Consider the following 14,840-nt stretch of genomic DNA (forward strand, 5'->3'; position numbering starts at 1 on the left):
CAAACGGGAGGGGGCGTGCGGCAACGGTCGACAGGCACGAAAACGCAAGGTATAAGTGTGACGTTTTCGCGAACGAGCCACCGGAAAATCCGGGGAGGTCGCGATATTTCAGGGGAGGAATGCAGATGAAGCGCAGTGTCGCTTTTGCCGTGTTGGCTGGTTTCGTGGCTGCCGCCATGCCCGCCTCGGCGCAGGAAAAACTCGAAGTTTGGTGGGTCAAAGGCTTCTACAAGGCCGAAGACGACGCGCTGTTCGAAGCCATTCGCAAATTCGAAGGCCGCACCGGCGTCAAAGTCGAGCTGTCGCAATACGCCATTCAGGACATGATCCCGAAGACGGTGGCCGCACTCGAAGCGCGCACGGTGCCCGACGTCGCGTATGCCGACGTCTACGACTTCCAGGTCACCAGCAAATGGGCTTTCGAAGGCCGGCTTGAAGACCTGTCGAGCGTGATGCGCCCGCTGCTGCCGAAGTTCGCGCCCAATACGGCCGAATCGACGCTGCTGTGGAACGACGTGGCCAAGAACCGCGCCTACTACGCATTCCCGCTCAAGCAGCAGACGATGCACATCCAGTACTGGAAGGATCTGCTCGAACAGTCCGGCTTCAAGGAAAGCGATATTCCGAAGAACTGGGCCGAGTATTGGAGCTTCTGGTGCGACAAGGTGCAGCCGGGCTTCCGGCGCGCCTCGGGCACGCGCGGCTTCGCCATCGGCCAGCCGATGGGCGTCGATTCCAGCGACTCGTTCTACTCGTTCTTGACGTTCATGGACGCCCACGGCGTCAAACTCGTGGACGACGAGGGCAAGCTGCTGGTCGACCAGCCCGCCGTGCGCACGGGCCTTATCGCCGCCCTGAAGGACTACACGGACGTCTATTCGCGCAATTGCACGCCGCCGTCGGCGACGGCCTGGAAGGATCCCGACAACAACGTCGCCTTCCACAACAAGACGACCGTGATGACCCACAACGCGACGATTTCGATCGCCGCGAAATGGCTCGACGACATGAACAACCCAGCTCTGACGGCCGAGCAGCGCGCCGAAGCCAAGGCGAACTACGAAAACCGCATCGCCACGGCCGGCTTCCCCAACCGTCCCAACGGCCAGCCGATGGTCTATCGCGCTGCCATCAAGACGGGCGTGGTGTTCTCCGAGGCGCGCAACAAGAACCGCGCCAAGGAATTCGTCGCCTTCCTGCTGCAGGAAGAAAACCTGTCGCCGTACGTCGAGGGCGCGCTTGGCCGCTGGTTCCCGGTCACCAAGGAAGGCCAGCAAAGCGCCTTCTGGAACGCCGACCCGCATCGCCGGGCCGTGCGCGACCAGTTCGCCAACGGCACCGTGACTTTCGAGTTCACCAAGAACTGGAAATTCACGATCCTCAACAACGAAAACGTCTGGGCCAAGGCCATGAACCGCGTGGTCAACGAGCGCGTGCCGGTCGAACGCGCCGTGGACGAAATGATCGCCCGCATCAAGCAAGTCGCGGGCTAAGGCCAAACGAAGCCGGCGGCCGCCCGATTTAGGGGCGGCCGCCGGTCCTCTTGCCGCGCATTCGTAATCGAGGCCGCCGGACATGTCGCAAGCCGCAAGCGCCGATCTCTCCGCCTTTCCAGCTGCGGCCCCTGCCGCTGGCCGCATGTCGAGCTGGCAGAATTGGGGCACGCTTCTGGTCCTGCCCTATCTGGCGGTGTTCTTCGTCTTCGTGCTCTACCCGGTCGGCTACGGGCTGTGGCTCGGCAACGACATGCAAAGCTATCGCGAGCTTTTTGCCGACGACATCTTCTGGCGATCCGTCGTCAACACGATCATTTTCATCGGCGTCGGCGTGAATCTGAAGCTGGCGATCGCGCTCCTGCTGTCGGGCTTTTTCGCGGTGCCGCGCTGGTGGATCCGCGTACTGGGGCTGCTGTTCATATTGCCCTGGGCTGTGCCTTCGATCCCGACAATTCTGTCGTTTCGGTTCATGCTGAACCCCGAATGGGGCGTCATCAACCAAGTCTACTACAACCTCACATTCCTCGACGGGCCCAATTGGCTCAACAACCCGGTCCTCGGCCTGACGATGTCGATCGTCGTGCATATCTGGAAGTCGCTGCCCTTCTGGACGCTGATCCTGCTCGCGGGCCGCCTCGCGATCTCCAAGGAGATGTACGAAGCCGCCGCTATCGACGGCGCCTCGGCCTTGCAGAAATTCCGCTTCATCACCTGGCCCTCCATGCGCCAGCTCTATTTGACCTGCACGATCCTGTCGATGTTCTTCACCCTGGGCGATTTCAACAGCGTCTATCTGCTGACAGGCGGCGGGCCCGCCGACTTGACGCACGTGCTGGCCACACTCGGCATTCGCTACATCCGGCTCGACCAGGTCGATCTGGCGATGGCGTCGATCATCTGCGCGCTCCCGCTGATGGCGCCGCTGATGGTGTTCATGATGCGCCGTCTGTCGAAATAGGAACGCTTGCGATGCGCAATTTCTTCACCGAAGCCCGCCTGCTTTTGGTCGGTATCCCGGTCTTTCTGTGGACCATGATTCCGCTCTACCATCTGACGCTGTTTGCCATTTCGCCAAAGGACACGGCATTCAAGGGCAAGCTGTGGCCCGACGATCCGACGCTTCGGAACTTCGAGATGGTGATTCAGCAGAAGCACTACTATCTCAACAATTTCTGGCATCAGATGTGGAACTCGCTGGTGATCGCACTCGCCGTCGGCTTCATCACGCTGTTCGTGGCGACGGCGGCGGCGTTCGCGATCAGCCGCCTGCGCGTGCGCGGCGGCCGGCTCATCATGAACCTCGCCTTGCTCACCTATTTCGTGCCGGCCGCGTTCCTCGCCTTGCCGATGTACAAGGCGATGGCCGTCTACGGTCTTCTCAACACGCAATGGGCGCTGATCTTCGCGATGGTCGCGATCGCCACACCCTATGCGATCTGGGTGCTCAAACAGGCCGGCGACAAGCTGCCGATCGAACTCGACGAGGCCGCGATCATCGACGGGGCGACCGCACCGCAGCTGTTCCGCTTCATCTTCCTGCCGCTGATGGCGCCCTCGATGGTCGCGGTTGGAACCTACGCGCTGCTGCTCGCGTGGAACGAATATCTCTACGCGTTCCTGCTGCTGTCGCGCGACGTCGACACGACATTGGCCGTGGCGCTGGGCGCGTTCCTGTCGGCCGACGATTCGCCGTGGGAACTGCTGATGACGGCGGGCCTCATCTACGCGCTGCCGCCCGCCGCCATCTACTACGCGTTCCGCCGCTACATGGCGGCCGATCTTACCTCGGGCTCCGTCAAAAGCTGATGCTGACCGCGGACGAAATCGCCGCCTATGCGGACCAAGGTTTCGTCGTGCCCGCGATGCGCCTCGACGCGGCGCGCGTCGAAGCGTTGCGCGGCACGCTCGACCGGCTCATCGCGGCCAATCCGCATATAAGGCCCGAGCGGCTTGTGAGCGCGCATATCGAGGGCGAAAACGCCGAGGGCGTCAAAGGCTCGGCCGATTTCCTCGATCTCGCGCGCGATCCCGCGATCGTGGCTGCGGTTTCCCAATTGATCGGCGCGGACGTGATTCTGTGGGGCTGCCAGATTTTCTGCAAACCCGGCGGCGACGGCATGGAAGTGCCATGGCACCAGGACGGGCATTACTGGCCGATCCGCCCCCTGGCGACCTGCACCGTGTGGATCGCACTGGATCCCTCGAATGTGGCCAACGGCTGCCTGCGCCTGATCCCGGGCTCGCATCGCGACAAGACGCTGCTGCCCCACATGACCGAAGCGCGCAGCGACGTGGTGCTGACCCAGCGCGCCGACGATGCGGGCTTCGATGCGTCAACGGCCGTCGATATCGAACTCGAGCCGGGGCAGATGTCGCTGCACGACGTCTATGCGATCCACGGTTCGAACCCGAACCGCTCGCCCCAGCGGCGCGCCGGTGTCGCGATCCGCTACATGCCGGCAACGTCTTTGTTCGCGCGCGACCTCATCAAGACGAGTGCGGCGAGCGGCTACAAGGTCGATTTCTCCACGCGGCCCATTTGGCTCGTCGCGGGCCAGGACCGCACGGGCCAAAACGATTTTCGCGTCGGCCACAAAAACTAGAATTTGCCGTATTTGAGATAGGCTGCCTGCGGATCCATGCCGGCGAGGATAGCGCTGCGCACGGCGTTTTCCGTTCCGACGACTTCTTCGGTGCGCGCCACAGCCGCCTCGGCGATGGCTTGCGGGACAATGACAGCCCCGTCGGCGTCGGCCAGCACATAGTCGCCGGTCGCGACCGTGACGGCGCCGATCGTGACGGGGGCGCCGAACGCATCCGGGATCCAGCGCGCACCAATATCGGCCGGCGTGGCAAAGCTGCAGAACACCGGAAAGCCGATTTCGACGACCATGTCGACGTCGCGGGTACCGCCGTCGACGAGATAGCCAAGCACGCCTTTGCGCTTGAGGGCGGCCGCCGACAATTCGCCCATCAATGCGATTTCGTGCGTGTGCGGCTGGCAAACCACGACATGGCCTGCGGGCGCTTTGGACAGAAGCCCTGTCCAAGCGAGCAGCGTGTCGTGCGCGGTTTTGGTGCGGTCGATATGGCCGCTCACGGTCCAGACGGGCCCTGCGAGCCGCATGCCGGGGGCAAGCGCGCGGATTGCGGGCGGCAGCACGCAGCGGTCGTGCGCCATCGTGCGCAGCACATCGTGCACGGCCGAACTGTAGCAACGGCCCAGCCTTTGGCTCAACGTGTCGGTCATGACGGTCTCCCGGAAAAATGCGAACGCTTGTCAGACTCTTGCCATCAAGATAAACCCGAGCGAGACATTCTGGCAAAGGCGACGCACGCCCGTGACGCAGAGTTTTGCGCTGTATTTATGGATCGCACTCGGCAGTGCGGTGGGCGGTGTTGCGCGCCACGCGGCGTCGGCCGCAATTCTTGCTGTCGCCGATCCGCAGGGTCTTCCGTGGTGGACGATTCTGGTCAACGTCACCGGCAGTTTCGCGATCGGTTTCGTGGCGGCCGCGACTGCGCCGTCGGGTCTGTGGCCGCAGAGCGACAATCTGCGCATTTTTCTGACCGTCGGCGTGTTGGGCGGCTACACGACCTTCTCGGCCTTCTCGCTGCAAACGCTCGAGCTTGCGCGCCAGGGCGAGATCGGGCTTGCCGGGCTCAACGTGGCGCTGTCGGTCGGGCTGTGCCTTGTCGCGGTGGCGGCCGGGCAATATGCCGCGCGCCTGTTCGAATAGCGCGCCCTAGGAGACGAAAACGTGGCGGCAGAAAACGAACTTGGGCATTTCGACTATATCGTCGTGGGTGCAGGCTCGGCGGGCTGCGTGCTCGCCAACCGCCTGTCGGCCGATCCTGCCAACCGCGTGCTGCTGCTCGAAGCGGGCGGCCAGGACGACTATCTGTGGATCCATATTCCGGTGGGCTATCTCTACACGCACGGCAATCCGCGCGTCGATTGGTGCTTCAAGACCGAGAACGAGCCGGGCCTCGGAGGGCGCGCGCTCGGCTATCCGCGCGGCAAGGTGCTCGGCGGCTGCACGGCCATCAACGGCATGATCTATATGCGCGGCCAAGCCGCCGACTACGACCATTGGCGCCAGTTGGGCCTCAACGGTTGGGGCTGGGACGATGTGCTGCCCTATTTCAAACGCTCGGAAGACAATGTGCGCTTGCGCGACGACGCGCTGCACGGCACGGGCGGCGAAGTGCGCGTCGAGGAGATGCGCCTCTCCTGGGAAATTCTCGACGCGTTCCGCGACGCGGCCGCCCAAACCGGCATTCCGAAGATCGAGGATTTCAACGGCGGCGACAATTTCGGCTGCGCCTATTTCCAGGTGAATCAGAACAAAGGCGTGCGCTGGACTTCGGCCAAAGGCTTCCTGCGCCCGGCGATGAAGCGGCCGAATTTGCGCGTGCTCACGCATGCGACCGCCCACGGCCTTATCCTCGAGGACGGGCGCGTGGCGGGCGTGCGCGTTTCCCACGGCGGCAAAATCCGCGACGCGCGCGCGGCACGCGAAACGGTGCTGGCAGCAGGGGCCATCGGCTCGCCGCAGCTGCTGCAAGTGTCGGGCATTGGCGATCCCGCCGAGCTCGCCAAACACGGCATTGCCGTGCGCCATGCAAGCACGGACGTCGGCGCCAATCTGCAGGACCATCTGCAGATCCGCTGCGCCTACAAGGTCCACGGCACCAAGACGATGAACGAGCGCGCGAACTCGCTGTTCGGCAAGGCCGCGATGGCGCTCGAATACGCGCTGTTCCGGCGCGGGCCTTTGACGATGGCGCCCTCGCAGCTCGGTGCGTTCGCAAAATCCGGACCCGACAAAGCCACCGCCGATCTCGAATACCATGTGCAGCCTTTGAGCCTCGACCGTTTCGGCGAACCGCTGCACGCTTTCCCGGCTTTCACGGCGTCGGTGTGCAATCTGCGCCCGACGAGCCGCGGCCATGTGCGCCTCAAATCGGCAGACCCCACGGCAGCCCCGGCGATCCAGCCCAACTATCTTTCGACCGACGAAGACAAGCGTATTGCAGCCGAAGCTATTCGCCTCACACGGCGCATCGTGGCGGCCCCGGCGCTGCAGCGCTTCCGACCCGAAGAGTTCCGTCCCGGTCCCGAGGCCGCCAGCGAAAGCGAACTCGTGGCGGCGGCGGGCCGCATCGGCACCACGATCTTCCACCCCGTAGGCACATGCCGCATGGGGGCGGACGCCAACGCCGTCGTCGATGCGCGGCTGCGTTTGAACGGGCTCGCAGGGCTTCGCGTTGCCGACGCATCGGTGATGCCGAGCATCACGTCCGGCAACACCAACGCCCCCACGATCATGATCGCGGAAAAAGCCGCCGCGATGATCCTCGAAGATTCGCGCGCGTGACGCACAAGCCGGCGGGTTGACAGGCTCGCGCGCGCATGCGTCGATAAGCACAACGGGTTGGGGGGAACATCATGTCGGCAAACCGTATCCGCGCGCGCATCGGGCGACGCCTGCGCTTGGGCTTCGTGGGCGGCAGCAGCTCGGCCATGATCGGGCCTGTGCACCGGCTTGCGGCACGGCTCGACGATTTCTACGAGCCCGTCGCGGCCGCCCTATCGTCCGACCCGCAGCGCGGGCTTGCCGAAGGTAGCGCGCTTGGCATCCCGCGCGTCTATCCGGATTTTGCGGCCCTCATCGCAGGCGAAGCGGGCCGCAGCGACAAACCCGACGCGATCGCCATCGCAACACCCAACGATCTGCATCGCGAGCAGGCCTGCGCCGCACTTGAAGCGGGCTATCCGGTGATTTGCGACAAGCCGCTGGCCAACAATCTCGCCGACGCGCGCGCGATCCAAGACGCCGTGCGCCGCACCGGCCTGCCCTTCGTGTTGCTGCACAATTATTCGGGCTATCCGATGGTGCGCGAGGCGCGTGCGGCCGTTGCGGCGGGCGAGCTTGGCAAGCTGCATCTCGCCCGCGTGAGCTATCTGCAAGGCAGCCTCGGCCAGTATGTCGAGGCGGATTTCGACAATCTCAATCCGCGCCTCAAATGGCGCCTCGATCCGGTGCGCGGCGGCAGCCATGTGATGGCCGATATCGGCACGCATGCGCATCAGTTGCTCGTGTACATCAGCGGCCGACGCGTCGAGGCCGTGCAGGCGGAGGTGGGGGCTTCGTTCGAAGCGCGCATCGCCGACGATACGGCAAGTGCGCTTTTGCGCCTCGAAGGCGGGCTGCGCGCAAGCTTCCTTGCGAGCAAAGCCGCGACGGGAGCCGAAAACGCGATTTCGATCGAGCTCTACGGCGACAAAGGCGGGCTTGCCTGGGAGCACAGCACGCCCAACGCGCTCAAAATCATGCGCCCGCAAGCCGCGTTCGAGACGCGCACACGCGGCCTTGCAAGCCTGCATCCGCTGGCCCAGCGGGCCACACGCATTTCGGCCGGGCACCACGAGGGCTTCTTCGAAGCGTTCGCCAATCTGATGTCGGACTTCGCCGACATTCTGGCCGCACGCCTGCAAGGCCAAGCGCCCGATCCGTTGGCGCTGCACATTCCGGGCATCGAAGACGGCGTTGCCGGGGCTGCCTTCGTCGAAGCGTGCGTGGCCTCGAGCCGCAGCGGCACGTGGCACAATTGCGAATGACGCAAGCACTTCGATACGTTCGCTTGCTTCAAGGAGAACAGCCGACATGAACAATCCGAACGGAGCGGAAGCTTTCGTCAAACTCCTATCCGCCCACAAAGTCGAGCATGTGTTCGGCCTGTGCGGCGACACGAGCCTGCCGCTCTACGACGCGCTCGCGCGCCTCGGCGGGCCGGGCGGCCACGGGATTGCGCACATCCTGACGCGCGACGAACGCTCGGCCGGCTACATGGCCGACACCTATGCGCGTCTCACCGGCAAGGTCGGCGTGTGCGAAGGCCCGTCGGGCGGCGGCGCCACCTACATTCTGCCGGCGGTGGCCGAAGCCAACGAATCCTCGATCCCGCTGCTCGCAGTCACAACCGACATTTCGGTTTCCTCGCGCGGGCGCTACGTGCTGACCGAACTCGACCAGGCTGCCCTGTTCAAGCCCGTGTCCAAATGGAACAAGGTCATCGACAGGGCGGGCGAAATTCCGGCCACGGTGCGTCGCGCGTTTCGCGAAGCCACAAGCGGCCGGCCTGGGGCCGTACATCTGGGCCTGCCCTACGACGTGCAAAAAGACCCCGTCGATGCCGCCGATGTTTGGGGCGAACCAATCAACGCATCGGCGCCGTCGCATCGCGTGGCACCCGACGATGAAGCGATCGCGGCGGCCGTTGCGGCCCTCGCCAAAGCCAAACGCCCGGTCATCGTGGTCGGCGGCGGCGTCGTACTCGCGCATGCGGAAGCAGCCCTTGCGCGCGTGGCCGAAGCCCTCGGCGCCCCCGTGCTGACGACGATCTCGGGCCAAGGCTCGATTGCCGACAGCCATCCTTTGTCGGCCGGCGTGGTCGGCTCGAATGGCGGGACGATGCCGACGCGCGATCTCGTGGCTGACGCCGATCTCGTGCTGTTCGTGGGCTGCCGCGCGGGCTCGGTCACGACCGAGCGCTGGCGCTTTCCGGCGGCGGGCACGCCCATCGTGCATATCGATGTCGATCCGGCCGTAATCGGGGCCATCTATGCGACGGCGGCAGGCGTGGTTGGCGATGCGCGCCTTGCCCTCGACAAGTTGGCCGATGCGCTGGGTGCCAAACGCAGCGGCGGCGATGCGGCCAAGCGTGTCGCCGCCGCGCGTGCGGCACGCGATGCGGCGTTCCTCGAGCTTGCAAACTCGAACGCAACGCCGATCCGGCCCGAACGGCTGGTGCACACGATGGCCCAGTTGCTGCCCGAGGATGCCGTGATCGTCGCCGATCCGGGCACGCCGTGCCCGTATTTCTCGGCCTTCTACCCGAAGCGCCGCACCGGGCGCTGGTTCGTGACCAACCGCGCGCACGGCGCTCTCGGCTATTCGCTGCCGGCGGTCGTCGGGGCTGCGGTTGCGCGCCCGGCCAGCAAATGCGTGGCCGTGATGGGCGACGGCAGTTTCGGCTTTGCCTGCGGCGAGATGGAAACGATCGTGCGGCTCGGCCTGCCGATCACGCTCGTGGTCGTTTCCAACGCGGTCTATGGCTGGATCAAAGCCGGACAGAAGACCGGTTATGGCGGCCGCTATTTCTCGGTCGATTTCAACCGCACCGACCATGCGGCCGTGGCTTCCGCGTTCGGCGTTAAAAGCTGGCGCGTGGAAGATCCCGCCGATCTCAAGGGCGCGCTCAAAGCCGCGTTCGAACATCCGGGCCCGACCTTGGTCGATGTGCTGTGCCAGCCATTGCACGAAGCCAAGGCGCCCGTCAGCGAATGGGTGGCCTGACATGCCTGCACCTGGCAAAACCGACATCGAAATTGCCCCTGACCGGCTGCGCAGTTTCGCGCGCGCACTCGTTGCGGCTGCGGGCTCCGATGCGGCAGAGGCGGCGTGCGTCGCTGACAATCTCGTCGAGGCCAATCTCACCGGCCACGATTCGCACGGTGTCGGCATGCTGCCGATCTATTTGGATGCGGTGAAACGCGGCAAGCTCGCACTCGGTGCCACGCCCAAAATCGTCAGCGAAACCTTGGCAACCCTGGTCGTCGACGGCCAGCAAGGCTACGGCCAAACGATCATGCGTGCGGCAACCGACTTATTGTGCACCAAAGCCAAGATTGCGGGGGCAGCAGTGCTCGCCTTGCGCAACACCTACCATATCGGCCGCGTCGGTGCCTGGGCCGAGCAAGCGGCGGCACACGGGCTTGCGTCGTTCTTCGTGGTCGATGTGGCGGGCGTGGACGCCAAGGTCGCACCGTTCGGCGGCATTGGTGGCCGGCTCGGCACCAATCCGATTTGTTTGGGCCTGCCCGTACCGGGCTTCCCGCCCATCGTCGCCGACATGGCGACGAGCCGCATTGCGGTCGGCAAGGTCCGCGTGGCGTTCAACAAAGGGGTGCCGGTCGCACCGGGCATCCTGATCGACCACGAAGGCAAACCCACGACCGATCCCGCGACGATGTACACGCAGCCTTCGGGCGCTTTGCTTGCGATGGCCGAGCACAAAGGCTACGCGCTCTCGGCGCTCATCGAACTTTTTGCGGGCGCACTCGGCGGCGGCGGCACCATCGCGACGTGGCAGCCCAGCGAAACGCGCATCATCAACAATGCGATCGCGGTCGCGATCGATCCGGCCGCGTTGGGCACCGCCGAGACGGTTGCAGCCGAAGCGCAAAAGCTCGAAGCTTGGCTCAAATCCGGCCAAAGCGACGTGATGCTGCCCGGCGAGCCCGAGCGGCGCGCGCGCGCCAAACGTGCCGCATCGATCCCGATCGACGCCGGGAACTGGGGCCAACTCGTCGAACTCGCCAAAAGCCTTGGGGTGGCGGTGCCCGCCTAGCTCAGAACCAGCCGCGTTTCTTGAAATAGAGATAGGGCAGGATGGCCGAGGCGATCATGAAACCGATCGCCATCGGATAGCCGAAGCTCCAATCGAGCTCGGGCATGGATTTGAAGTTCATGCCGTAGACCGTGCCGACGAGCGTGGGCGGCATCAGCACGACCGAGACGACCGAGAACAGTTTGATAATGCGGTTCTGCTCGATATTGATAAGGCCCAGCGTGGCGTCGAGCAGGAAGTTCACTTTGCGGCTGTCGAAATCCGCGTGTTCCATGAGCGAGGTCAAGTCGCGGTTCAGCGACTTGAAGCGCGCATGCATGTCTTTCGACTGTTTTTTGGTTTCGCCCTCGGCCGAGGCGTCGAGGAAGCGGACAACGCGCTGCAGGCCCAGCATGCTCTCGCGCGCGGTCGAGCACAGATCTTCGATGCGGCCAAGCTCGCGCAGCACGTCCTGCATCGAGCGTTCTTGGGCCGCTTGCGCCGTCGGGCGCGCGGGATTCGCGAAAATCGTGCGCGAGATGCCGTCGAGGTCGGAGCCGGCTTTTTCCAGAATGTCGGCGATGCGGTCGACGAAAGAATCCATCAGGCCGATCATCGCCTCTTCGCCGTTCGCACAGCTGCCCGGCAGGCGCAAAAGGCGCGTGGCAAACTGCGTGACCGGGCGCGGGTCGTGGTAGCGGACGGTCACGAGGCAGCGATTGGTCAGCACGAAGGTGAAGGCGTCGGCCGTCGGGTTCGGATCGTCGGCGCGCGCCAGGATCGTCGCCGTCATGTAAAGCGCGCCGTTTTCCGAATAGAGCCGCGCCGACGGTTCGATCTCGAGCATTTCGGCATGGGTCGGGATCGCGAGATTGAACGCCGCATCGACGCGCGCGCGATCCTCCGGGGTCGGCGAATAGAGATCGATCCACAACGCCGCCGTAGGTACGGGATCGGTCGCACCGATTTCGCGTTTGACGATCGTGCCGTCCTGGGGGAGATACGCAAAAATCATGGCCGCTCAATTTCATACTTTGCGCCCGCGTGCAATCGCAGCGCGGCCGAATCAAGATATAGCGAGTTACCCACAACCTATTGTGTCTGGACCTTGACTTGGGCGACTCGATTGCTCACAATATGTTGTATTGCAAGTGGAGTTATCCACAACAGCTATGTCGAGCCGGAAAACCGGCAGTAAATCAAGGGGATGCGCAATGGATTGGACGCCAGAGCAAATTTCAGACCTGACCCGCCTGTGGGGCGAAGGTCTGACGACGGCTGAAATCGGCAAGCGCCTAGGCATTTCCAAGAATGCGGTTGTAGGCAAGGCCCATCGCCTGCATCTGCCCGCACGCCCGTCGCCGATCAAGCGCACGGGTCCGCGCCCGGCGGTCTACCGCCCTGCAACGCCGCGCCAGCCCGCCGCCCCGCGCGCACCCCAAGCGCCGCGCGAACCGCGCGCGCCCTCGCAATCCGCGCAGACGAGTGCGGCCGCCTTGCGCGCCCTTGCCAACCAGCCTTCGGCCAAGCGCATGCCGATGATGGCGCTGTCCGCAAGCACCTGCCGCTGGCCGATCGGCGATCCGGGCGACACCGAATTCCATTTCTGCGGCGAGCGCTCGCTCGACGGCAAGCCCTACTGCTCGGCGCATGCCTCGATCGCCTACGTCAAGATGAAGCCGCGGACCGAAGCCGCCTGAGAGGGCGGCCTTCGCCTGCCAAAAGGCCCATGGCTGAACCCGCACTGCTGATCGGCAAAGGCGAGGACGCGGCCTTGCTGCGTCTTGCCATGGCCAACCGCCATGGGCTCATCGCCGGTGCGACCGGGACCGGCAAGACCGTGACCTTGCGCGTGATGGCCGAGCTTTTGTCGCAAGCCGGCGTGCCGGTCTTCATGGCCGACATCAAAGGCGATCTCTCCGGCCTTGCGCGCGCAGGCGAGGCCAACGAAAAATTCGCGGCACGCGCGGCCGAACTCGGTGCCGCGGATTTCGAGTTCGCGCCGAGCCCCGTGCTGTTCTGGGATGTGTTCGGCGAGGCGGGCCATCCCTTGCGCGCCACGATCTCCGAAATGGGGCCGCTGATGCTGGCGCGTCTGCTCGATCTCAACGAGATCCAGACCGGCGTGCTCAACATCGTGTTCAAAGTCGCCGACGACGAGGGGCTGCTTCTCGTCGACCTCAAAGATCTGCGCGCGCTGCTGGCACACGTGTCGCAGAACGCGGCCAACTACGCGGCCAAATACGGCAACGTGTCGCCGGCCTCGGTGGGAGCGATCCAGCGCGGGCTGCTCGCCCTTGAGACGCAAGGCGGCGACAAATTCTTCGGCGAGCCCGCCGTTGCGATCGGCGATCTGCTCAGCGTCGATGCCAAAGGCCGCGGGCTCATTTCAATCCTGGCCGCCGACCGTTTGATGCAGCGCCCGCTGCTCTACGCCACGTTCCTGCTGTGGCTGCTGTCGGAGCTCTACGAAAACCTGCCCGAAGCGGGCGATCTTGCGAAGCCCAAGCTCGCCTTCTTTTTCGACGAAGCGCACCTGCTGTTCGCCGACGCGCCCAAGGCGCTCATCGAACGTATCGAACTCGTGGTGCGGCTCATCCGCTCCAAAGGGGTCGGCGTCTATTTCTGCACGCAGAATGCGCTCGACCTGCCCGACAACGTGCTGGGCCAGCTCGGCAACCGCGTGCAGCACGGGCTTCGCGCCTTCAGCCCGCGCGACCAGAAGACCTTGCGCGCGACGGCCGAAACCTTCCGCGCGCGCCCCGGTCTCGACACCGCCAAAGCGCTGCAGGAGCTCAGTGTGGGCGAAGCGATCGTCTCGCTGCTCGACGAAAAGGGCTCGCCCGTGCCGGCCATGCGCGCGCGCATCTGCCCGCCGCGCTCGCGGCTGGTGCCTTTATCGGATGACGAGCGTCGCGCGCACAACGACCGCAGTGCCCTGTTCGGCAAATACGAAGACGCGACAGACCGCGTTTCGGCCTACGAGCAGATCGCCCAGGCCAAAGAAGCCCAGGCCAAACCTACCGGCAGCATCGGCGAGGCGCTGGGCAGCATTCTGGGCGGCGGAACGCGGTCGGGATCGGGGCCGGGTGCGGGCCGCGGGCGGCCGCAGAAATCGGTTGGCGAACAGGTTGCAGGCGCTATTGTGCGCTCGGTTGCAAGCTCAGTCGGCCGTCAGATCGGGACTGCAATCGTGCGCGGCGTGCTGGGCTCGATCCTGAAACGATGAAACGCATTCTTCCGATGTTCGCGATGGCAGCCTTGCTGGCTGTCGGGGCGTTTGCGTTTGCGCAAACGCCGCTGCAAGGCGCTGTCGTGCGCGTCGGGCCCGACAATATGCCGACTTGTGCCGACGCGGACGTCGCGTGCGCGGTGGCACGCTTCTATGCCTGTGCAGCCGCCCAAGACGCAGCCTTTTGCGCGCAACTTGGCTTTGCCGAAATTCCGAAGCTTGTCGAAACGCCGCAGCCGGTCGAGTTCGTGATCGAGCGCATGAGTACCATCGAGGCCAAGGACGTCACGGACGACCTCAAGCATTTGCCGTGGTTCCGCCCCGGCTTTCTGCTGGTCGAAGCCCAGGCGCGCCGCTGCCCCGCCAATGGCAGCTGCGAGGGCGAGGAATGGGATGATTGGCAGATCTATATTCGCCGCGACGAGACGACGGCCCAGATCGTCTATTGGCGCGGCGACAGCGAGCCCGACCAACCGCCGGAAATTCCGGAGAGTTTCAGGGCCCCCGCCCCCGCGACAGCCGAATAGAAGCAGCCGAATAAAAGCGGCATTTTGCAGAGGCTTGGCGTAAGTTTGCCGGATCGGCCGGGTCCGCTCTGTTGCCCGGCGGCCACAGTTCCGAGGTTCCATCGTGACCGACCCGAATAAGAGCGCCAAGGGCGCGTTGTGCTTGTGTCGAACGGCTGCTTTCGGCGGCCTCGCCGGGGGAGCGCTTTC

At 64.6% G+C, this 14,840-nt stretch carries 14 protein-coding genes; 12 read left to right on the forward strand and 2 right to left on the reverse strand.

Translation table 11 applies throughout. The features are described 5' to 3' along the window. The first annotated feature begins 125 nt into the window (after positions 1 to 125). From O9320_04885 to O9320_04900, 4 genes are all read left to right on the forward strand, one after another. Positions 126 to 1,493, forward strand: a complete 1,368-nt coding sequence (locus O9320_04885; GenBank protein MCZ8310165.1) for an ABC transporter substrate-binding protein — start codon at positions 126 to 128, stop codon at positions 1,491 to 1,493. Positions 1,494 to 1,575: 82 nt separating this feature from the next. Next, entirely contained in the window at positions 1,576 to 2,454 is an 879-nt protein-coding gene (locus tag O9320_04890; GenBank protein ID MCZ8310166.1) for a sugar ABC transporter permease, read from the forward strand. An 11-nt stretch (positions 2,455 to 2,465) separates the two neighbouring features. Beyond that, positions 2,466 to 3,302, forward strand: coding sequence for a carbohydrate ABC transporter permease (locus tag O9320_04895; protein ID MCZ8310167.1), 837 nt, complete (start codon positions 2,466 to 2,468; stop codon positions 3,300 to 3,302). Next, a complete protein-coding gene (locus tag O9320_04900) occupies positions 3,302 to 4,099 on the forward strand; it encodes a phytanoyl-CoA dioxygenase family protein (protein ID MCZ8310168.1) in 798 nt (265 codons plus the stop codon). The genes O9320_04895 and O9320_04900 overlap by 1 nt, the downstream gene beginning before the upstream one ends. On the opposite strand, the gene O9320_04905 is transcribed toward O9320_04900, so the two are convergent. Continuing rightward, positions 4,096 to 4,746: a hypothetical protein gene (locus tag O9320_04905; GenBank protein MCZ8310169.1), complete on the reverse strand. Its 651-nt coding sequence runs from the start codon at positions 4,744 to 4,746 to the stop codon at positions 4,096 to 4,098. The genes O9320_04900 and O9320_04905 overlap by 4 nt on opposite strands. 91 nt (positions 4,747 to 4,837) lie before the next feature. Between O9320_04905 and crcB the strand changes: the two genes are divergently transcribed. The 5 genes from crcB to O9320_04930 all read left to right on the forward strand — a co-directional run bounded on the left by crcB (position 4,838) and on the right by O9320_04930 (position 10,913). Beyond that, entirely contained in the window at positions 4,838 to 5,236 is a 399-nt protein-coding gene (crcB, locus tag O9320_04910; protein MCZ8310170.1) for a fluoride efflux transporter CrcB, read from the forward strand. 21 nt (positions 5,237 to 5,257) lie between these two features. After that, positions 5,258 to 6,877, forward strand: coding sequence for a GMC family oxidoreductase N-terminal domain-containing protein (locus O9320_04915; GenBank protein MCZ8310171.1), 1,620 nt, complete (start codon positions 5,258 to 5,260; stop codon positions 6,875 to 6,877). A gap of 71 nt (positions 6,878 to 6,948) precedes the next feature. After that, positions 6,949 to 8,121, forward strand: a complete 1,173-nt coding sequence (locus O9320_04920) for a Gfo/Idh/MocA family oxidoreductase (protein ID MCZ8310172.1) — start codon at positions 6,949 to 6,951, stop codon at positions 8,119 to 8,121. A 46-nt stretch (positions 8,122 to 8,167) separates the two neighbouring features. Then, positions 8,168 to 9,859, forward strand: coding sequence for a thiamine pyrophosphate-binding protein (locus O9320_04925; protein ID MCZ8310173.1), 1,692 nt, complete (start codon positions 8,168 to 8,170; stop codon positions 9,857 to 9,859). 1 nt (position 9,860) lies between these two features. Then, entirely contained in the window at positions 9,861 to 10,913 is a 1,053-nt protein-coding gene (locus O9320_04930; GenBank protein MCZ8310174.1) for a malate/lactate/ureidoglycolate dehydrogenase, read from the forward strand. Between the two features lies 1 nt (position 10,914). On the opposite strand, the gene O9320_04935 is transcribed toward O9320_04930, so the two are convergent. After that, a complete protein-coding gene (locus O9320_04935) occupies positions 10,915 to 11,907 on the reverse strand; it encodes a magnesium transporter CorA family protein (protein MCZ8310175.1) in 993 nt (330 codons plus the stop codon). 199 nt (positions 11,908 to 12,106) lie between these two features. Between O9320_04935 and O9320_04940 the strand changes: the two genes are divergently transcribed. Genes O9320_04940 through O9320_04950 form a run of 3 tightly spaced genes read left to right on the forward strand, consistent with a single transcriptional unit; the run spans position 12,107 to position 14,651 of the window. Then, positions 12,107 to 12,592 carry a GcrA cell cycle regulator gene (locus O9320_04940; protein ID MCZ8310176.1) on the forward strand — a complete coding sequence of 162 codons (486 nt, stop codon included), beginning with the start codon at positions 12,107 to 12,109 and terminating at the stop codon, positions 12,590 to 12,592. 29 nt (positions 12,593 to 12,621) lie between these two features. Then, on the forward strand, positions 12,622 to 14,121 hold the full coding sequence (locus O9320_04945; GenBank protein MCZ8310177.1) for a DUF853 family protein: 1,500 nt from the start codon (positions 12,622 to 12,624) through the stop codon (positions 14,119 to 14,121). Beyond that, positions 14,118 to 14,651: a hypothetical protein gene (locus O9320_04950; protein ID MCZ8310178.1), complete on the forward strand. Its 534-nt coding sequence runs from the start codon at positions 14,118 to 14,120 to the stop codon at positions 14,649 to 14,651. Before O9320_04945 ends, O9320_04950 begins: the two co-directional genes overlap by 4 nt. Positions 14,652 to 14,840: the final 189 nt, after the last annotated feature.

It is taken from the genome of Magnetospirillum sp. (genome assembly GCA_027532905.1).
Lineage (GTDB): Bacteria > Pseudomonadota > Alphaproteobacteria > CACIAM-22H2 > CACIAM-22H2 > Tagaea.